19 protein-coding genes and 2 pseudogenes are annotated in these 20,321 nt (G+C 42.1%); 13 read left to right on the top strand and 8 right to left on the bottom strand.

Annotated elements, in window-relative coordinates; translation table 11 throughout:
* A partial coding sequence (locus tag E7X56_RS11970; protein WP_210409276.1) for a hypothetical protein occupies nt 1-399 on the bottom strand: 399 nt, incomplete at its 3' end.
* A 788-nt stretch (nt 400-1,187) separates the two neighbouring features.
* Here E7X56_RS11970 and E7X56_RS11445 point away from each other — a divergent pair.
* The 7 genes and pseudogenes from E7X56_RS11445 to E7X56_RS11415 all read left to right on the top strand — a co-directional run bounded on the left by E7X56_RS11445 (nt 1,188) and on the right by E7X56_RS11415 (nt 8,632).
* Nucleotides 1,188-2,414, top strand: a complete 1,227-nt coding sequence (locus E7X56_RS11445; RefSeq protein ID WP_135606874.1) for an NAD(P)/FAD-dependent oxidoreductase — start codon at nt 1,188-1,190, stop codon at nt 2,412-2,414.
* A 56-nt stretch (nt 2,415-2,470) separates the two neighbouring features.
* Entirely contained in the window at nt 2,471-3,532 is a 1,062-nt protein-coding gene (locus E7X56_RS11440) for a 60S ribosomal export protein NMD3 (protein WP_135606873.1), read from the top strand.
* Between the two features lie 111 nt (nt 3,533-3,643).
* Nucleotides 3,644-4,696 (top strand): ATP-grasp domain-containing protein, encoded by a 1,053-nt coding sequence (locus E7X56_RS11435; protein WP_135606872.1) that lies wholly within the window; start codon nt 3,644-3,646, stop codon nt 4,694-4,696.
* A 148-nt stretch (nt 4,697-4,844) separates the two neighbouring features.
* Nucleotides 4,845-5,348: a transcription factor gene (locus tag E7X56_RS11430; protein ID WP_091689744.1), complete on the top strand. Its 504-nt coding sequence runs from the start codon at nt 4,845-4,847 to the stop codon at nt 5,346-5,348.
* 92 nt (nt 5,349-5,440) lie between these two features.
* Nucleotides 5,441-5,851 (top strand): annotated as a pseudogene (locus E7X56_RS11425) (HDIG domain-containing metalloprotein); the annotation flags it as partial.
* Between the two features lie 134 nt (nt 5,852-5,985).
* On the top strand, nt 5,986-6,618 hold the full coding sequence (psmB, locus tag E7X56_RS11420; RefSeq protein WP_135606871.1) for an archaeal proteasome endopeptidase complex subunit beta: 633 nt from the start codon (nt 5,986-5,988) through the stop codon (nt 6,616-6,618).
* A 103-nt stretch (nt 6,619-6,721) separates the two neighbouring features.
* Nucleotides 6,722-8,632: a beta-CASP ribonuclease aCPSF1 gene (locus E7X56_RS11415; protein ID WP_135606870.1), complete on the top strand. Its 1,911-nt coding sequence runs from the start codon at nt 6,722-6,724 to the stop codon at nt 8,630-8,632.
* Nucleotides 8,633-8,653: 21 nt separating this feature from the next.
* On the opposite strand, the gene E7X56_RS11410 is transcribed toward E7X56_RS11415, so the two are convergent.
* Nucleotides 8,654-9,304, bottom strand: a complete 651-nt coding sequence (locus tag E7X56_RS11410) for an HAD family phosphatase (RefSeq protein WP_135606869.1) — start codon at nt 9,302-9,304, stop codon at nt 8,654-8,656.
* A gap of 125 nt (nt 9,305-9,429) precedes the next feature.
* Between E7X56_RS11410 and E7X56_RS12245 the strand changes: the two genes are divergently transcribed.
* Both E7X56_RS12245 and E7X56_RS11405 read left to right on the top strand, forming a co-directional pair.
* Nucleotides 9,430-9,555, top strand: coding sequence for a hypothetical protein (locus E7X56_RS12245; protein WP_256360067.1), 126 nt, complete (start codon nt 9,430-9,432; stop codon nt 9,553-9,555).
* Complete coding sequence (locus E7X56_RS11405; protein WP_048194363.1) at nt 9,552-9,764, top strand: MoaD/ThiS family protein; 213 nt, start codon at nt 9,552-9,554, stop codon at nt 9,762-9,764. Before E7X56_RS12245 ends, E7X56_RS11405 begins: the two co-directional genes overlap by 4 nt.
* Before the next feature lie 233 nt (nt 9,765-9,997).
* On the opposite strand, the gene E7X56_RS11400 is transcribed toward E7X56_RS11405, so the two are convergent.
* The 5 genes from E7X56_RS11400 to E7X56_RS11385 all read right to left on the bottom strand — a co-directional run bounded on the left by E7X56_RS11400 (nt 9,998) and on the right by E7X56_RS11385 (nt 14,923).
* Entirely contained in the window at nt 9,998-10,372 is a 375-nt protein-coding gene (locus E7X56_RS11400) for a transcriptional regulator protein (protein WP_091689748.1), read from the bottom strand.
* 250 nt (nt 10,373-10,622) lie between these two features.
* Complete coding sequence (locus tag E7X56_RS11395; RefSeq protein WP_167879537.1) at nt 10,623-11,756, bottom strand: DUF2117 family protein; 1,134 nt, start codon at nt 11,754-11,756, stop codon at nt 10,623-10,625.
* 358 nt (nt 11,757-12,114) lie between these two features.
* The gene (locus E7X56_RS11390; RefSeq protein WP_135606867.1) at nt 12,115-13,707 is read right to left on the bottom strand and encodes a sodium:solute symporter; all 1,593 of its coding nucleotides are present in this window, start codon (nt 13,705-13,707) and stop codon (nt 12,115-12,117) included.
* On the bottom strand, nt 13,707-13,826 hold the full coding sequence (locus E7X56_RS12375) for a symporter small accessory protein (RefSeq protein ID WP_342210531.1): 120 nt from the start codon (nt 13,824-13,826) through the stop codon (nt 13,707-13,709). Before E7X56_RS12375 ends, E7X56_RS11390 begins: the two co-directional genes overlap by 1 nt.
* Before the next feature lie 272 nt (nt 13,827-14,098).
* Nucleotides 14,099-14,923 carry a molybdopterin synthase gene (locus E7X56_RS11385; RefSeq protein ID WP_135606866.1) on the bottom strand — a complete coding sequence of 275 codons (825 nt, stop codon included), beginning with the start codon at nt 14,921-14,923 and terminating at the stop codon, nt 14,099-14,101.
* A 184-nt stretch (nt 14,924-15,107) separates the two neighbouring features.
* Here E7X56_RS11385 and radC point away from each other — a divergent pair, with 184 nt between their 5' ends.
* The 4 genes from radC (at nt 15,108) to E7X56_RS11365 (ending at nt 19,908) form a co-directional block, all read left to right on the top strand.
* Nucleotides 15,108-15,797: a DNA repair protein RadC gene (radC, locus tag E7X56_RS11380; RefSeq protein ID WP_135606865.1), complete on the top strand. Its 690-nt coding sequence runs from the start codon at nt 15,108-15,110 to the stop codon at nt 15,795-15,797.
* Between the two features lie 80 nt (nt 15,798-15,877).
* The gene (gene mmp11, locus E7X56_RS11375) at nt 15,878-16,786 is read left to right on the top strand and encodes a methanogenesis marker protein 11 (RefSeq protein WP_135606864.1); all 909 of its coding nucleotides are present in this window, start codon (nt 15,878-15,880) and stop codon (nt 16,784-16,786) included.
* Nucleotides 16,783-18,321: a thiamine pyrophosphate-dependent enzyme gene (locus E7X56_RS11370; protein WP_135606863.1), complete on the top strand. Its 1,539-nt coding sequence runs from the start codon at nt 16,783-16,785 to the stop codon at nt 18,319-18,321. The genes mmp11 and E7X56_RS11370 overlap by 4 nt, the downstream gene beginning before the upstream one ends.
* Before the next feature lie 699 nt (nt 18,322-19,020).
* The gene (locus E7X56_RS11365) at nt 19,021-19,908 is read left to right on the top strand and encodes a hypothetical protein (RefSeq protein ID WP_135606862.1); all 888 of its coding nucleotides are present in this window, start codon (nt 19,021-19,023) and stop codon (nt 19,906-19,908) included.
* Nucleotides 19,909-20,067: 159 nt separating this feature from the next.
* Here E7X56_RS11365 and E7X56_RS12370 read toward each other — a convergent pair.
* Nucleotides 20,068-20,202: pseudogene (locus tag E7X56_RS12370) on the bottom strand (CRISPR-associated endonuclease Cas1); the annotation flags it as partial.
* Nucleotides 20,203-20,321 lie beyond the last annotated feature (119 nt).

Genomic DNA, 20,321 nt, shown 5'->3' with positions numbered 1-20,321 from the left:
TTCATTTAAAAGCAACACATCTGAATATGGTAGCGGATCGTATGGCAGAGACATTGATTTTTTGAATGTTTGCCCTGAGATCGATGATCTTTCCAAAAAGTCATACCATAAATCGATTTGTGCTTCTGAAACTCCTCTTGAACTTAGGTTCAATGCCTGTTCCACAGAAGAACCATTGACAAGAATGTCAGCTTCTACTTTTCTCCATTTGTCTGAATAATTCATTGAAACAAGCGTATAGTTTCCATTTGGAATTTCTTCAAAACTATAGTAACCACTTTCATCACTTGTTGTATTCGCAACAACTTCCATATTTTCATAATTTCCAGCCGATACCACTGGCATTGCAATTGCCAGCAACAAAAGTATGCTTAAAGCTAATATGCCGCTTTTTTTCATATACCTACCACCAATAGCATGCAGCGCATTCTGTCAATCAGTACAGTTGACCGGATGGCGTGCATTCAAATTTCTTCTAATGTTTTTCATTTACTTGCTTTAAATTCACTTTAGATAGTGTAAGTCAACTTGTTTTGGAATTCAAAAAAAAGAACACAATGTTTTAGTCCCTATATATGACATATGTGGAAATCTCTCATTCAAGAGTCATTTTGATTCTATCCATCATACAGTAGGAAATATGATGTGGTCAATTTTTTTATCCGTACGCGTGATTCAATTTTCTAAAGATGACTTTTATGTATGTAATTATACTAACGAATAAAATAACAAATACTGCTATTTTATTTTTATACAATTACAATTGAATCCTACAGACATATGTTTGTCTTGTATATTCTATTATGTAGAAATAATAATACTATATAAATATGCTGAATGAACAGTTTGTATTATCTATATGAATTATATTTGAATGGATAAAATGTGTCTTGATAGCTTTTTTAAGAATTACGTGTGTTTTTAATTGTCACTTTTGACTATCATTTTAAGATAATAAAATTATTTTTTTAAATAGGTTTTTTATTTTGTATAATCAAATATATCAAAACTAATATGCAATAGGGATAGTTTGTATCTGTACACTGATCATTTTATAACGGAACCTCAAAGTCAAAAACAGTGCCTCTACAAGCATTGTACTACAATATTCTTAAATAAAATAACTCAAATGTAACAACCGTCCCGGATCATTAGAAATAGATGATAAGGACCTTCGGAGCAATATTATGAAAGATCGGTATGATGTGATTGTTGTAGGTGCAGGACCGGCTGGTTCAATAGCAGCAACCACTGCTGCCAGAAATGGACTCTCTGTACTTCTTGTTGAGAAGCGACAGGAGATAGGTGCACCTATAAGATGTGCTGAGGGTGTAAGCAAAAAACGACTTCAACAGCATATTGAACCTGATGAAAAATGGATCTGCTCTGAACTTAAAGGAGCCCATATCATATCTCCCAACGGGATCACTATAGCTATGTCTGAAGAGAATGCCGGGTCGGAAGTCGGTTATGTCCTTGACAGGAAGATATTTGATCGTGCACTTACAGAGCAAAGTGCAGAAGCTGGTGCTGATGTGCTGGTAAAGGCAAGGGTAACCGGACTTGTCACTGAGAATGAGACCGTATGTGGTGTTTACCTGATGTATCACGGTGAAATACATACGATTCGCTCTAGTATTGTCATTGGTGCAGATGGAGTTGAATCCAAGGTTGGCAGGTGGGCAGGCATCGATACATCACTTAAGCCTTCACAGGTTGAAACATGTGCACAATTCCTTGTAAGTGGTTCTGGTATAAATCAGGATTTCTGTTATTTTTATATCGGAAACGAAGTTGCACCTGCAGGATATATCTGGTTATTTCCTAAAGGTGGTGACCTTGCAAATGTAGGTATCGGCATACTTGGGAACAGGTCAGGTAGCAAGAGACCGATAAATCTATTAACCGACTTTGTTGCGAAGAATATCCCTGAAGGCAGGATCATTGAACGAGTGGCCGGTGCTGTTCCTGCAAGTGGTCCTATTGAGAGGACCATTGCCAACGGATTGATGCTTGCAGGTGATGCTGCAAGACAATCCGATCCCTTTACAGGCGGTGGTATCAGTAATGCCATGGATGCGGGAATGATGGCAGGAGAGGTTGCAGCAAAGGCTATTGAAGTCGGTGACGTTTCAGAGGATATGCTTCGGGAATATGAGCTACTCTGGCGTGAGACCATCGGAAAGGATATCGCGAACAGCCTGATAGTGAAGGAAACTTTCTTCAACCTGCCGGATGAGGATCTCAACAGTCTTGCTGAATCGGTAAGTGATGTTAATTTTGATAAGATGGATTTCATTGTGCTTGCATCAGCATTGTTCAAGAGCAATAAGAAACTTCTCTGGAATCTCAGGCCATTGTTTGCACAAAAGTTAAAGCAGAAGTTCTCTGCCAAGAGTATATTCAGGAAATGAAGTTTGTTGTATTGTACAAAAGACTAATATCTAACTACTAACCATTCACAACTCTAATGAGCCTTACATTATGCCCAAAGTGCGGGGCAGAAACCAAGAGACTCTACAAAAACGTTTGTAGGAAATGCTTTTTAGAACAATTCACTTTAGCTGTGCTTCCGCTTGTCCTTCACACACGGATATGTTCCAGGTGCAATGCACGATTTGACCGCAATAAATGGCGGGATGAAGGAGACCTTGAGGATATAGTCATAAGAACTGTCGAGGATGAGCTTTTTGTCCACGATGAAGCAGATGATGTTGAGATCTACATTAATCCCCGAGAGATGACGCCCCATCTCTACAGGGTAAAAGTAGAGATAGATGCCATGGTCGAAGGAGAACCACTGCATCAGGAGCTTAAGGCAGAGGTTCGCATAATACGTGAAGCCTGTGACAGGTGTAGCCGGATGGCAGGTGGCTATTTCGAGGCGATCCTGCAGATAAGGGCAGCCAACAGAATAGTGACTCCTGAAGAGATCGATGCCTGTAAGCTCATCTGTGCCAATATGGTAGAGAAATTATGGAAAAAAGGAGACCGCTTTGCGTTCATTACGGATTGTATTGATTCAAAGGATGGAGCTGACCTCTACCTTGGTTCTGCAAACGCAGCCCGTCAGATATGCAAGAACATCGTATCGGAAATTGGAGGGACCTTTTCAGAGTCTCCTACGCTTTACAGTCATAAAGACGGAAAAGACCTTTACAGAATTACTTTTTCCATGAGATTACCTGAGTTCATGCCAGGCGATATAATTCTCTTCAAAGATAGTGTCATAGAAATAAGGAACTCCGGGAAGAACTCTAAGGGTATCTACCTTGCAAGTGGTGCCAGGTTCCTTGAAGAAACTGAAAAACTGAATGGTGCTATACGCATAGCCAACAGGGACGATGCAGTTGGTGCCGTTCTTGTGGCTGTGGAAGGTGATGATATAATGGTCCTTGATCCTTCCACTTATCAGACTATAACATTGAAGAAACCCATGTTCTTCTCATCCGAGCCGGGCAGTGAGATCCCGGTTATCAGTACCGAGCAGGGACTTTTTGCTCTGCCGGAGGACAGTGCACACAGGCTATAAGGAGGTATCTTTCTGGAGAACGTTCTTGTTTTAGGATACAGTAGCAGGAACATAGCCTGCTCGGCTACAAAAGCTGGCTACAATGTCTATGCTATTGATGCCTTCTGTGACATGGACCTGAAGGAAAATACAGTTGCATGTCAATCCCTTCTTACGGATGAATCCATTGATATCAAGAATATAGATAAAAAGACCATTCTGGAACTGATCGATAACTTTGATGTATATCCTGATGCTATCGTACTTGGTTCCGGGTTTGAAGAACTGGACCTGGGGGATCAGTCCTGTAAGATACTGAACAATGATCCTGTTACTATGAAACAGGTTTCTGACAAATCGTTTCTTGCAAAAGAGCTCGAGTCTCTGGAAATCCCTCATCCTCGCTCAGGTAATGTGAAAGATGCTGATGAGATCGGTTACCCCCTGATGGTAAAACCTAAATGTGCAGGAGGGGGTCGTTTGAACAGGATAGCACACAATGAAGATGACCTTAATGCTATTATGGAAGAAATCCCTGAACTTGATCCGACTTTGACATCCGGGGATATCATGGTCCAGGAGTTCCTGTCAGGTTTCCCTGCAAGTGTTTCTCTCGTGGCGGACGGATCCCGTGCAGTTCCTATAGCAGCCAACGAGCAGCTCATTGGAGTTCCCTGGCTTTCCGGTTTGCCTTTTGCATACTGTGGTAATATCACACCCTACAGGACACCTTATACTCAACAGATGTATGAGATCTCTGAAAAGATCGCATCCGAATTTGGACTCATTGGTTCCAATGGCGTGGATTTCCTGCTGACCGATACAGGTCCTGTTGTAATAGAAGTAAATGCCCGATTGCAGGGAAGTCTGGATACTGTGGAAATGGCAACAGGCCTGAATCTCTTTGATCTTCATGTGCAGTCCTTTGATGGCATCCTTCCGGAAAACACTCCTGAGATCTGCCAATATGCTATTCGGGCTGTATTGTATGCTGATAAAGCTGTAGCTGTCGATGAATCATTTTATGAGCAAATCAGGGCCGAATCCATTGCTGATATTCCTGCACCGGGATATCAGGCACTTCCCGATGATCCTGTTGCATCAATACTCGCTGCTGGTACAACCCGGGAAGATGTTATAAAAAAGGCATTGAACATAACATACAGGATAAGGAACCTGCCTTAAGGCCGGATATATCTAGATACATGGATCTTATGGCAGTTAGTTATGGGATTAGTTATAAATAACAAAATACCCAAGAGTCCTATCCTTAAATTAATATTTATTCATACTATCTACTTATACACACTATCTTACTTGAAAGGTGATACTATTGACAGATTTAAATGATCCAGTCGTCCGAGGATATCTGATACAATTAATGGGTGAAGAGGGGCTTGAGATGATCGAGAAGATGCCGGCGGAGGGCGAGGTCACTGACGAGCAGATCGCCGAAGCAACCGGTGTTATGCTCAACATTGTCAGGAGAACACTTTTCATCATGAACGAGAACAAGCTTGCAATTTGCAGAAGGGAGCGTGATTCCAGCAGTGGTTGGCTTACTTACCTGTGGCAGCTCGACCTCAGTGACATCGAGTCCCATCTTGCAAAGGAAAAAAAGAAACTGTTCAAGAATCTTCAATTACGTCTTGAATCTGAGGAAGACAATGTATTCTACACCTGTCCTGAAGGATGTGTAAGGTTCCAGTTCAACGATGCCAGTGAATGTGAGTTCCTTTGTCCTGCATGCGGTGAGGACCTGATGTTCGAAGACAACTCACCTATGGTTGAAAAACTCACCAAACGTCTTGATGAGCTAAAAACAAACAATTCATGATCTCACCTTCTGATGCCCTGGAATTGCTTGAGAAAGCAGGCTGTGCAGCGAACGTTATCCGTCATTGTTAGGTCGTTTCAAAAAAGGCAGTAAAAATTGCTGTTGCGCACAGGGGATCAGGTAAGGATGTCGATCTTGAGATCGTGGAAGTGGGTGCCCTTCTTCATGATATTGGAAGATGTCGCACTCATGGGATAAGGCACGCTCTGGAAGGGGTATCGATCGCAGAAGATCTTGACCTGGATCCCCGTCTTATACGTATTATTAGGAACCATATCGGTGCGGGTATAACCTGTCAGGAAGCTTCACTTCTGGGTCTTCCTGAGGATGATTATATTCCTGTGAGCATTGAGGAAAAGATAGTAGCTCATGCTGATAATCTTGTAATGGGGGAAGAGAGTGTGACCATTTCAAGATGTATCCAGCGTATGAAGGACAGGGGAATGAGTGAAGACACAATTGCAAGGGTTCGGGATCTTGCAGATGAGGTCGGAATTTATTGACCTCTATATTGTTATTTCAAAAATGACTATGGATAAATTTATATATTAAAATCACTAAAGGGATGTTGTATTGCGGGAAGCAAAACACATTTTTACCTATTGATTTTCTCGTTTTTTACTATGAGGTATAATTAATGGATAATGATAAACATTTAAAAGGCACAACTACTGTAGGTATAGTGTGCTCTGATGGAGTAGTCCTTGCTACTGAACAAAGAGCAACCATGGGGAATTTTATCGCCAGCAAGACTGCAAAGAAGATCTACCAGATCGATGATCTTGTGGGAATGACCACAGCAGGCTCTGTAGGCGATGCACAGCAGATCGTACGTGTCATTAGTGTAGAATCCAAGCTTTTCAAGATGCGCAGGCATGAGTCAGTTACCATTAAAGGTATTGCGACACTTCTCTCTAATCTGTTGAGCGGACAGAGATATTATCCACTTATGGTCCAGTTGCTTATTGGCGGATTTGACAAGAACGGACCCGCAGTCTATTCACTGGATGCACTTGGAGGCAAGATCGAAGAGACAAAAGCAGTGTCAACAGGTTCAGGTTCTCCAATGGCATATGGTGTTCTTGAAGATCGCTATAAGGATGACATGACCGTAGAAGAAGGAGTTGACCTTGCAATACGTGCTCTTCACAATGCAATGAAGAGAGATTCCGCTTCCGGAGAAGGTATTGACGTCGTTGTGATCACAAAGGACAAGTATGAAAGACTTGATCAGGAAGAGGTTAAGGAAAAACGTAAAGCTTTATATTGATTTTATGAAGATCAGATCCGTTCTTACGGTTTTGATCGAATTTTAATATATTTTTTTTAAATTTTAACATTTTTTGACTTTTTTGAAATAGGAAGGCTATTTAATGGCAATAGAAGATGTACTATCTGACCTAAAAAAGAAAATAGAAGAAAAGGTCCCTGATGGAACGACCATCACCAGTGTTGAGTTCGAGGGGCCACAGCTTGTTGTTTATACTGAAAATCCTAAAAATTTTGCAGACAATGGTCATATTGTGAGGAACCTTGCAAAAACTCTTCGAACAAGGATAGTCGTTCGCCCGGACCCTAAGGTCTTAGTTCCTCCAGAGGATGCTATCGAAAAGATAAAAGATACCGTTCCAAAGGATTCCATTCTAACTAATTTTCACTTTGATCCTGATGTGGGAGAAGTGGTCATAGAAGCGGAGAAGCCCGGACTTGTGATAGGTAAGCACGGAGAGACGCTCCGTGATATCACAAAGAAGATCGGCTGGACACCAAAGGTTGTCCGCACACCGCCTATCAAATCCCGAACTGTTAATAACATCAGGGAATTTATGCGGACCAACCACAAGGACCGTAAAGAGATCCTTAAGACCGTTGGGCGCAATATTCACAGGGAATGTACCTCAAAGGATAAGTGGGTAAGGGTCACATCATTGGGAGGTTGTAAAGAGGTAGGACGAAGTTGCTTCCTGCTATCAACCCCCGAGTCAAAGGTCATGATCGATTGTGGTGTGAACGTCGGTTCAGACGATAATATGACTCCATATCTCTATTTACCTGAGGTACAGCCACTTAACCAGATCGATGCTGTCGTACTGACACATGCTCACCTTGACCATCAGGGGCTTGTTCCTCTCCTTTACAAATATGGCTATGAAGGTCCTATTTACTGCACATCACCTACGAGGGACATGATGGTGCTTTTACAACTGGATTATATCGATGTGGCTGCAAAGGATGGTAAAAGGATACCTTATGAATCTTCAAATGTGCGTGACGGACTTAAGCACACCATTGCACTTGGTTTTGAAGAGGTTACCGACATTGCACCTGATATCAAGCTCACATTCCACAATGCCGGCCATATCATTGGTTCAGCAATATCACATTTCCATATTGGTGATGGTCTTCACAATGTTGTTATCACCGGTGACTACAAGTACGGTCCTACAAGGCTCTTTGACCCGGCTGTCAACAAGTTCCCGCGTGTTGAAACTGTAATAACCGAATCTACCTATGGTGCATCCTCGGCAATACAGCCATCCCTTAAAGAAGCTGAGAAGAACCTTCAGCAGATCGTCAAAAGGACTATTGCCAACAATGGTATTGTACTGATCCCTGCGTTTGCTGTTGGAAGAAGTCAGGAAGTCATGATAGTTCTTGAAGATGCTATCAGGAAAGGTATAATTGACGACATTCCTGTCTACCTCGATGGTATGATATGGGAAGCTACAGCCATTCATGCGACCTATCCGGAATACCTGAACAATAACCTCAGGAAACTCATCTTCCAGAAGGGGCAGAATCCGTTCCTTGCAGAATGCTTCAAGCCGGTAGATTCCCATGATCTGCGAAAGAAGATCATTAATGATCCACACCCATGTGTGATCCTCGCAACCTCCGGTATGATGAATGCAGGCCCTGTTATGGAATATTTCAAGGCATTTGCACCTGATCCTAACAACACACTTGTGTTCGTCGGTTACCAGGCAGATGGTACACTTGGAAGACGTATCCAGAAAGGCTGGAAGGAGATCCCGCTCTCATCCAAGAACGGAGCCGAGGTCGTCCAGATGAATATGGATGTGCAGGTAGTCGATGGTTTCTCAGGACACTCCGACAGAAAACAGCTGATGGATTTCATTAAGAAGATGAAGCCACAGCCAGAGCGTGTTTTCACTGAGCACGGTGATGAACGTTCCTGTATTGATCTTGCAAGTTCATTGCACAAGAAGTATCGCCTCGAAACAAGAGCACTTACAAACCTTGAGACTGTAAGGCTTGTTTGAAGCGGATGATATCAAAAAGATTTACTTGAGCGGTTCCAGATCTGCCAGAAATTTCAGCAATTGGCTGTGATCCTGGAATATCTGGTCTGCTCTTTTAAGTTTTTCAGCATCAACATAGGTTGAAACTGCCACACAGTAAATTCCGGCATTCTTTGCAGAATCTACGCCAAGTGGTGCGTTCTCGATAACAAGGCAGTTCCCTTTTTCGACTTCAAGTATTTTCATAGCCTTCAGGTAAGGTTCAGGGTGCGGTTTCCCATTAGTAACATCAGCACCTGAGATTGTCACCTCGAAGATGTCCGGATAGAACTCATTGATCATACTGTCCACGATCGGGCGATCGGAACCGGAAACCACGGCAAGATGGAAGTGGCTTTTAAGGGTATTCAGTAGACCATACATGCCGTCAAAAGGAGTAATTTTCTTCTTTTTTAAGAACAGTTCACGTTTTCGAACCCGAAGCTTTTCGATAATTTCCGGGTCTGCTTCAAGGCCAGCTTTTTTGAATATGTGCTTGATGACGCCTACGTGGTTAGAACCTTCAATATCATAGATGTCCTGTCTTACAATGTCAATACCAACTTCAGAGAATGTGCGTACCCAGGCATCAGCATGACATGGCATGGAATCCATAAGGACTCCATCAGCATCAAATATCAGTGAATTGAACATGCATTTAAATTCCGGCTGATATGACATAAAGATTACCTGTTCGGTCTTCCTTTTAAAGGTTTATATAACGGTTTTCGAAAGGATTAATAACTATACGAGCCCATTTTATTAATGAGGTGAAATGTATGTCAAAGTATCACAAACGCGAGTCAGAACGTAAGGGTGAAAAGAAGGTCGAAATTCTGGAAGACAAATTAATACACGAAAACCTCGAGGATCTCAAAGGAGAAGGCGGTGAAATACTAGATTGAGTCCGCAAGTAGAAGTAAAGATCTTCCCTGAAAGTCCGGAAGGACAGATCATAGATGTTCCCGATGGAGCAACCTATGAAGATCTGTTGAAAATTCTGGACATAAATCAGGAGCTAGTAATATTATTAAATAACGGTCAGGCTGTTCCCATTGATGGAACAGTCGATGCCGGAACAATAACGATTCTCAGGGCGATATCAGGTGGCTGATATAATCGTATAATATGATACAGTGCAGTAATATAATTCAGTATAATATTTACTGCGATGTAATTTTACGATATAGTTACACGATATAGTTACACGATATATTGATACAATATATTAATGCGACATATGGTCACATAAATCAAAAAAAGCAAAGCTAGTATGAAGCTTCTTTCTTACAACCAACAGGCACGCCTGACAAAAAAAACCCGGATGGATCTAGATCCGGGGATTCTTTATTTGGCAAGAGTTTTCAGTTTGTTGATTATGCGTATTCTTGCTTCGTTTTCCTCACGGATCTTTTGTTCATAATGTTTAATGATCTTTCCAAAAGGCGTTGTTAAAGAATAGATCTTTGTAGGCCTTCCTTTGCCGGTCACTTTTTCATTATGGACTGATATCCAGGAGTTCTCTCTCATTTCTCTCATTGCAACACTGACTTCGGGTTGACGAAGACCTGTGCTCATTTCTATTTCCTGTGAAGAGGCTTCCTTCACATTTGATAGATATGCAATGGTCGTAGCAAGATTCCGTGTCATTCCAAGACTTTTGAGAGACTCAACGATCTCCTCGTTGGATTCACCCAATTGCTTTCCACCAAAGCTTATCATGTTCACCACCGTACCACTATTGTAGAGTAATACTGTAGAGTATTTTCTACCCCCAATTAAAGATGTGTCATTATTATATTTAAACTGTGTGTGACGAATTAGGCAATTCTACATGTATTATATAATATTGAATATGGTTCTCCTATATGCATAATTTCTAAAGACCAATCTTCAAAATCATCCCTGAATTCGTATGGATGTGTTAGTATGGAGGAGTTAGTATGTCAATCCTTAGAGTAAGATTAATGAGTCAGTAATTGGTCAACAATACCAACTTTTCCCCCACAATCTCCAGAATACTTTCCCTCATTTTCTCAAAGCTGTCAAATCTTGCACGATCATTACCATCGAAAAGTTTGTTGCGTATCAGCTTTCCGATAATATCATCCCATCCTGGTTCAAGTTGCAGGACCTGAGATCCCGGATAAAAATGTGCAGTGTGTGAAAAACCATCGGGATCCCCGTCGGTAATACCAACAATAGGGATATGCAATCTGTAGAGAATGTCGCCTGCTATTGCGGTCGTATCATCGCCCACAGTGATGGCACATTTACATCCGTCAGCAAGTTCTATGGATCGCTCTGCTATGTGATCGATCAAAGTGGCCATAAAGGAAGAGTTGCTTTCATGGATCAGGGTATGGCATTTTTTAGGACCGGTACCAACTTCAGGCAAACTGCGTCGTATGGCGCCGGTCTTAACCCAGGCTGTCCTGATATCAAGCGGTTCCATGGATTCGTACATGTGCAGTTTTTCAAGTCCATGCTCTTTTATGGTACCGCCCTCTAATCCGGTTACAAAACCGTTTTCCACTACAATGGAAACATCCTCGGACATAGCTTTACCAATGACGAATCCTTCTATCATGATAAGCTCGCCGGCATGAACTCCCCGTATCTTTCTCATGGTCTTTGAGCCCACAGTCGAGATGTGAACATCCCCGTGACCCTGACCTTCAGATACTGGCATTGCGAGCAGATCTCCCATTTTTGTTGCGAGATCGTAACCTTCATCATTCCAGTAGATCACACTGCCATCTTCACAGCCCGGGCTTTCGATCTGTATGATGGGTTTGAGGTTCCTGTCCGAAAGCCTGGACATGACAATACTGCCAAATTCAAGCCCGTTACCTGCTGTTTTCCCATGGTTGAGCAGGAAAACAGCATCACAGGTGTCAAGAAGAGAATCGATAGCATTACTGGGTTTAAGGCTTTCCTTAATATCTATACGGTCTTCCATGAGCGCATCCATAACTGCGATTTTTCCCATTGTGCCACCAAGCTTCGCAGTGACCTTTCCCATACCTGAGAGCATCTCCAGTATATGTTTTGCATGACCGGAATCGATCACTTCAGGCCCGTGGATAACAACCCCTATCTTCATAGTCAATACTTTGTAATGGACCTTATTTTTGGTTTTCGATGCTATCATAAAATAATCAAATCAATACATTTATATTCAATGTAAGCAAACTTAAATTAGGCAAAAGTCGAATAATTATTATAAACTATAAATCCATCCCCTCTAAACTTCCGTCATAGACTTTTGCCTTTCACATCATCTTCTTGATATCAATTTTTGATATATGTTTTACCACTTCACAACAAAGGCTTCCAGCTCATGCTTTTGAGCTGGTTGAGTCAGGCTTATTTATCTTAAAATGTTTTTACAGAAACGTTTAAGTCATTTTTAAAAATAAAAAAAGATGTGGATAGGAACATCCACATGAATTACTACCTTTTTATCTTGATTTCCTGTAACAAAGGTTTAAATGTTCCTCGGATGGAGGCTTTGTGGCAAAGCTGACAACTACTGCAACTATCATTGCAATAGGGGTTGCCACAAGGATAGGATCGACAACTGTCCATGTTCCTGTCAGCAATGTGTCCATACCGAAGATCGCTTTTGATATACCGAGAGGGACTGCTTCCTTTGCATGGATGAATGTAAGCCAGAACAGGCTGCTTACAGTACCTACTAACATACTTGCGATAGCACCTTCTTTTGTCATTCTCTTCCAGAACAATGCACCTATGTACATCGGAAGGAATGCTGCTGCACATAATCCAAAGAAGATCGCTGTTGCTCTTGCAATGATACTTATTGGAAGTATGTAGGCAAGGATGACACTTAGAAGAATCGTTACTGCAATACCAAGTCTTGTTATGTTCACTGTATTTCCGACCTCTCCTTTCTTGATGAACTCACGGTAGAGGTCATGTCCGATAGCCGTTCCCATTGTGTGGAACTGTGAGCTCAGCGTTGACATTGCAGCTGCAAGCAGTGTGAGCATGAGCAGGACAACGAACAATTCCGGCATGGCACCATTGATATATTCCGGCATAATGAGGTCAGTGTTTCCTTTTGCTGCTGCCACTGCAATAAGTCCCTGTGTCTTCTGGAAATATACATTTGAGAGAGCTCCTACAGTAAAAGCCACACCGGTCATCATCAGGATAAATGGTCCGCCTACGAAGACAGCACGATTTAATGCCTTGTCGTTCTCAACTGTCATAAACCTGACAGCAAGCTGAGGTTGTGCCAGTACACCGATACCAACTCCAAGAACGAGAGTTGATACCAGCGTCCACCAGATGGGCGTACCAAAAGCCGGCATCGCTGTCCATCCAAGATGACCTCCCGCAGCAAGGGATTCAGGAACAAGGTTTGACATGCCTGTGAGTGCCTCGTGTGCTGCAGTGACACCTCCGAGCTTGACATATGTCAGTGCAAGCAGGATTATCATTCCAATGAACATGAAAGCACCCTGCAATGCATCAGTATACATCACAGCGATAAGTCCACCTGTAATGACGTAAGCTGCTACAATAATCGTAAGGATAAGAACTGCAATATCGTAGTTCACACCAAGGGTTGTTTCAAGAAAACGTGCTCCGCCAATGAGAACTATCCCTGCATATAGAGGCATGAATACGCCGATGAGGGCTCCGGAAAATCCCTGGATGAACCGGGACTGGAAACGCTTTCCAAGCAATTCCGGGAATGTGACAGCATTGAGACGGGCACCAATGCTTCTTGTTCGTTTTCCAAATATGACAAAAGCGATGAAGATACCAACAATGATGTTCATCACTGCAAGCCAGAGAAGACCCATGCCAAGGGCACCTGCAGCACCGCCAAACCCGACGATCGCAGATGTACTGATAAATGTCGCACCATAGGAAAGTGCAAGAATATAAGGATGTATCGTTCGCCCGGCTACCATGTAGTCATCGATCTGTTTTGTTTTCTTGTATCCTAATAATCCCAGATAGAAGATTATCATTAGATAGATAAGTACAATAACTCCAAGCAGGGGTGTGCTAACTGTCATTAAAAGTCCTCCTGCTCTTCTTCATTCCATTTCAAAAGACCATAAACCATACAACCAAGAGCGCTTACAATGCAAAGTACGTAGGCGATCCAGATCTGGGGGTCATCTATTCCTAACATAATTATCACCACGTTTTTTTCAAAAATGTATAAATCATGTCACTCGTTAACACGAACAATACTTTAAGGTTTCGTATGATACAAGTATATTTTCTAAGTCATTGGACATATTTTTGCATAAAAGAGCAGATTTGTACTTTAAATAAAGCCCAATAGAAAGATCAAAGTTAGGAATGAACAAATCAAAAATAAAATTAATAATAAATAAATAAATAAATAAATGAACAGATAAAAAATAAACAGAAAATCACTTAGTTGAGCTAAATAACAACTCAGGCATGATCATGTACCCAAAAGTTACCGTCAACGGTTATCTCTTTCTTCCATATGGGTACTTCTGACTTTACTCTTTCAAGGGTCTCGGCAAGTGCAGCGAAAAGCTGCTGCCTGTGACCTGCTGCTACGACAATGTACACAATATCCTCCAGAGGCATTATACTGCCGACCTTGTGATGGATCAGCACATCTATAATACCTTCCTGCTGCATGATCTCTTCGCGGATCTTACGGATGCTTGCATCAGCAGCCTTTTCATAACTTTCAAACTCGAGCTGGCTGGTCCGGAAGTCCTCATTGTCCACACGGACTATTCCGGTAAAGCTTCCTATACCGCCTACCTTTTCTATTCCAGGGGTCTCTCTTATCTGCTTGATCAGAAGATCAAGTGTTACATGGTCCGGCTGTTCCTTTATCAGTTCTACAAGCCCGGAAAGTTCCCAGTCAGACCTTGCAGGCAGCTTTGCAACCACATTTTGAACATCCTCATCCATATCTCCCAGTACTATCTTCGCAATAGGGCTGTCCTTTGCACCTTCGACCACAGCGAAGTCCATACCTGCATCTGTAAGAGCATCGATGGCCTTTTCAATGGAAGGATCACGCTGGATGGAAACAAGTTCGCTGTTGGTGATCGCTGTGACCATATCAGCACCGGAATCAAAATGCTTGCCGGTATCAGTGTTCGGATCATCAAGCCTATGATCAAGCATCATTTTGGCCGTTCCCACACGTCCAAGCTTTGAAAGTTCCTGAACCAGCCTTGTAACAAGGGTCGTTTTTCCTGTGTTCTTGTAGCCTATTACTGAGATGACTTTCATACTCTTCCGTATTTCCAACTCTCTATATAAGTACGTTGGATTCTGGAAATGCAAATAGAAATAGAAATAGAAATCGGAAAAGTAAATGAAAACGAAAAGTAAAAAAGGATATTCCTTATAAAAATATTAATCAACAACTTAAATCTCGTCTACTTTATATTAATCCTCTATATTATAGGGCTTCATGTGTGCTCACAAAGTACGGATACATGATATGCCTGAAGAGGAACGACCAAGGGAACGTTTATTGAAATACGGCCCAGGCTCACTATCAAATACAGAGTTGCTGTCAATTATCCTTCGCACAGGCTCAAAAGACGAGAATGTCCTGAACATGTGTGCACGTATATTTTCTGAATATAACCTGAAGCAGCTCAGCCAGGCAAACATAAGCCAGCTAACAAATATGCGTGGTATTGGTCCAGCAAAGGCCACACAGATAGCTGCTGTTTTTGAACTTGCAAGAAAACTGGAGGTCTTCATGGATGATCCTAAAAGGAAGATACGATCTGCCGGTGATGTCTATTCACTGCTCTATCCAAAACACAGGGAGCTCAAAAAGGAAATGCTCACTGCCCTTTATCTTGATACCAAGAATCAGATCCTTCGTGAAGAGGTTATTTCTGTAGGCAGCCTGAATGCAAACATCGTCCATCCGCGTGAGGTGTTCAAGTCAGCACTAATGGAGTCCTCAGCATCGGTCATATTGACACATAATCACCCTTCAGGCGACCCGTCACCAAGCAGGGAGGACATAGCTGTTACTGAGAAGCTTGTTGAGGGCGGGAAGATACTCGGAATCAATGTGCTTGACCACGTGATTATCGGGGATGGAAGATATGTCAGCTTGAAAGAGGAAGGTTTCATCAATTGATATGGAATTAGGGTGTTATGTTTGACTGCCTGTTCTATTTGACAAAACTTTTAAACCATTGCCTGTAATTATCCATTCAGATGAAAGAAGTAGAACTTACAGACCCCTACACTATACCTTACAGGGGCATATATGCAGTCTGCGACGAGGAAAATAAGAACGCAGAGATAATTGAGCATACCAATTGCTACAGTGGGGCTGCATGGTCACGTTTTCATTATGCAAGATCTCCCCTGATACAGCAGGCACGTGCTGTGGGGAACATGACCCGCTATCTTGTGAACACCGGAGTATGTGACCTGTCACTTCAGCCATCTGTGGCTGCTGCAGGGATCGAGTCCGTTGTGGTCGAAGGCGATGAGATATCAATTACCTATGCAGGTCTTGGCGGTGGCGGTGTGGGTGCTACGAAATGCAGGGCACTTGCACAGGGAGTGCTACGCTACAATGTGAGTGAATCAGGTGGTGGAAGGGCTGCCAAAGGCACTATTGTAGTTCCAAGGCGCGAGCGTGTCCTTATCGGTATCGATGATACTGATACAAAGGAAGAGGGTGCCACATGGTCCATGACGCACAACATTGCAACAGCGCTTAACTGCAACGAATCCGTCTATCTTTCACATTCACTTGTACAGCTTTTTCCGGTATCAGCAAAGACACAGAACTGTGTTTCCACAGTGCTTGAGTTCGGCTGTGTCAGCAAGGAAGCAAAGCAGGAGCTTCTTGAAGACTTAAAGGCTGCACTTCTCAAATACAGTGTGTCCGATGAGACCGGAATGGTCGTACTATCATCTTTTGAAGCCTCTAAAATGGAGGAATATAGCACTCTATGCCGCAGTGGGGAGCTTACTAAGGACTTTGCCATGCAATATGCACGGGACAACGGTGTCGATGTCTGGCTTGATGGCAATGGAGTCATTGGTGCTCTTGCATCACTTGCATGGTTCGCACGACCCGACGAATCGGTAGACCTGGAAGCAAAGTTATGAACAGAACTGACAAGGATATCGGAACTTCAGAACTCACCGGGCTGGAAGCTCTTTATTTTGCATTGATTGACAGCAAGGTGGAGATGGTCACGGGAGTTGCCGGATTTCCTGTCACTGCCGTAATGGAATATTTCGAGAAGAATCTCGGACCTGACATTCCCACACTCTGGATGACGAATGAGAAGGTTGCCTTGGAGGCAGCACTGGGTGCTTCGGTTTCAGGCAAAAGATCTCTTGTTCTCACAAAGCATGTGGGTATGAACGTCCTTTCCGATCCCCTTGTTACAGCTGTTACTCACACCATTGGTGCCGGGGTAGTGATCGTTGCCGGCGATGATCCGGGGGTCAGAGCATCCCAGAATGAGCAGGATTCACGATGGTACGGCGAGGTGGCAGAGGTTGCTGTATTCGACCCGTCGAATCCGGGTGCTGCATACCGTTCTCTTATCAGGGCTTTCGAACTCTCCGAAAGTACGAAGACCCCGGTCATAGTCAGGATAACTGACCGTCTGGAAAAAGCTACGGGTCCTGTTACAAGATCCAATGACATTAAAACAGAGGCCGAAGCTACATTTGACAGGTCTATCTGGAAGCTGACGATGCGTGGCAAGCACCAGCATTTTCACATAAAGGTACAGCCATTGCTTGTGGATGAAGCAGAGAACAGTTATCTGACACGATCTGTTAAAGCAGGCAAGACAGGCATTATATCTTCAGGCTATCCCTCTTCACTTGTAGATGAGCTATTGGCCGAAAGGCAGCTTGAGGTTTCACATCTTTCACTTAATGTTGTATCCCCACTTCCTCTCAGGAAATTGAGATATTTCATATCCGACCACGAAAAAGTTCTCGTTATTGAGGAAAGTGAAGCCTTTATCGAATCCCACATCAGTATCTGTGGGAATGTACTGGGAAAGATGAGCGGGCATCTCCCATATGGTCGCATTGAAAAAGAACAGATCGTTTTTGCGATCGAGAACTTCGATAAAGATAAGGTAACTGAATATACTTTTATTGAGACCATTGAGGAAAGGGGTTCACGTTCTTTGTGCGAAGACTGTCTTTTCCTGCCGGTCTACAGAATGCTTCATGATCTGGATATTTTCATAGCAGGTGATATGGGCTGCTCCATACGCAGTGCTCCTGCGCCCCTTGAAGCCGTTGATGTTGGATTTGCACTTGGTGCTGCTATTTCCACAGCTATAGGTTTCGATAAGAAGTCCGTTGCTGTTATAGGCGACTTCGGACTGGCACATTCCGGGATCGTAGGTCTGATAAATGCTGTCGAGAACGAGCGTGATGTACTGGTAATGGTACTGGACAACAGGACCGCAGCAATGACAGGCGGGCAATCCACACCAGATCTTACAGATGCTGTAAAAGCACTCTGTGATGATGTCACTGTCTTTGAGTTCAATGATCCAGAAATTGCTGGTAGCAGGATAAAGGAACTTGAAGAGCTTGTGAGGAATAAGCTTTCTGTGAAGGGTGTTTCGGTTATCTATGTCAGGGCTGAATGTGTTTTGTATAAGTGAAGAATGGGATATGGGGAATTTGGATGGCTTTTTGTGGGTTTGAATCTTACCCCTCGCACAATACTTCGGGGATATAGGTAACTTGAAAAAACACTACGGGTTTGTAGGATGTTCACACAACAGGCATCATATTTTTGAAGATAGGAAATCTACATCTTTATAAGCACATTACAGCATTAGTTAATCTATAAACAATAGAATAGTTATTTTTTTGGTGTATCTTTATGACCATTTCCAAAGTAAATAATGATGCTAACAAATACTGAGAATATGGGTAAAAATGAAGAAATAATCATAAAAATGGGATTTATGTTAAAGAATATTGAAACTGAATATATTACTACAAAAATCAATATGAAAAGATAAAGTATCCTGTTTCCTCTCTTTTTTTGTATTACTCATCGACCAAACGACTCAATTTGTTTTTATAATATTCTATGTCTGCATATTTCATTTTAATTTCATAGCTTTAAATCTACACTTAGACCACAAATCGTTTTTACTGTAAAATCAATATTGATATGGGTGAACTTAGGGGGCTTTCACCAAACGATTGCGCTATGGTTTAAAAAAACTGTCCCTAAAAAGAATTTTTCCCATATGTGTACCAATGTTCCCATACTAAAATCAATTAGCCATAAACGAATAAAATAATCATCCGTAGTGGGTAGGGCGTGTTCAAATAATAGGTGGTAGTAGATGAAAGTTTTTAAAAAAATAATGATTCTGTCCTTAATTTTAGGGGCGTGTTTAGCAATGGGATGTACGGACTCATCAGATGATTATAGTTCAACCGACTCGTCTTCGTATAGTACACCGACAAACACCGAGTATTTTGAATACGACATGACATGGTATAAACAGAAGACAATAGGATATCAAACTGCACCAAGCGGCTATACCCATGCGATTTGCACTCTATACATCAAAAATTATGCCGATGAACCCATCTCAACCTATGCAGGTAACTGGAAATTTGTTGCGAATGGTGTAGTCTATGACTATGATTCAGTGATCTATTCAGACTATATCTCGTACAATTCTGTTGATATTATAAAGGGCGGGGAATTTGAAACCCAATTTGTCTATCTGATCAGTGATGATGTGAATACCGGATACATGGTTTATGACGAATATGGCGCACCTGAGATGCGACCAATAAAGTATTACAAAACTGCAGCAGACGTAGCTGCAGAAGAACAACAGGAACTCGACGAAATAAGTTCTATGATTTTGACAAAACTACAATCGCATGGATATCCTATAACTGATGCAAAATTTGAAGATAATATGGTTTATATAACGGTGGAATCCCTCGACGACGTCAAGAATATGTTTGACATTTGTTCCATTGTATATGAAATGCGATACGATATCAATAGAAAGATAAGGGTAATATCATACGATTATGTCGTGTATGTGGAAGATTATCCAGATCTGGAATTCAGAACAAGTCAGACAGATGTTAGAGAGTATACACAACATGATTACTACTACGAAGAAAAAGTGACAGTTATTTTCCCAAATGATGAGAGAGTTACATATGGAGAACTTGACGAAAAGCTTGATGAGTTGATGGAGGAATGATTGGGTACGTAAAAACAACATGCCCAAAATACAAAAACCAGAACTATCATGGCATTGCTATTTTTACGTAAGAAAGAGTAAATAAAAATGAGAATTTGAACATCTAATAAAACAGATGTTTAATCCTTTATCTGTTTTTAGTTGAAAATGTTGTTTCCATCATTCAACAACAGAAACTCTCTGTTCCCATCCTTCCAACCTCTCCCTTACATGAGCATTGAGAGTAAAAGGCTTATCAGTCCTGGCATTCTGCTTCATGTAATGCAAAGTACCTTTGGAGAACCCCATCTGTCGGCTAAGTCAGAGGGATTACTCCCTCTTTCTCGCCTAAGAACTGTACATGAGACTTTTACCTCATACAGCTCAAGCATCTCTTAACCTTTACAGGCAACAGTTATTGTTTTTGGATTAGT

It is taken from the genome of Methanococcoides sp. NM1, assembly GCF_900774285.1.
Taxonomy (GTDB): domain Archaea; phylum Halobacteriota; class Methanosarcinia; order Methanosarcinales; family Methanosarcinaceae; genus Methanococcoides; species Methanococcoides vulcani.
Note: the sequence above shows the minus strand (reverse complement) of the source record. Positions and strands in the feature narration are given on the sequence as shown.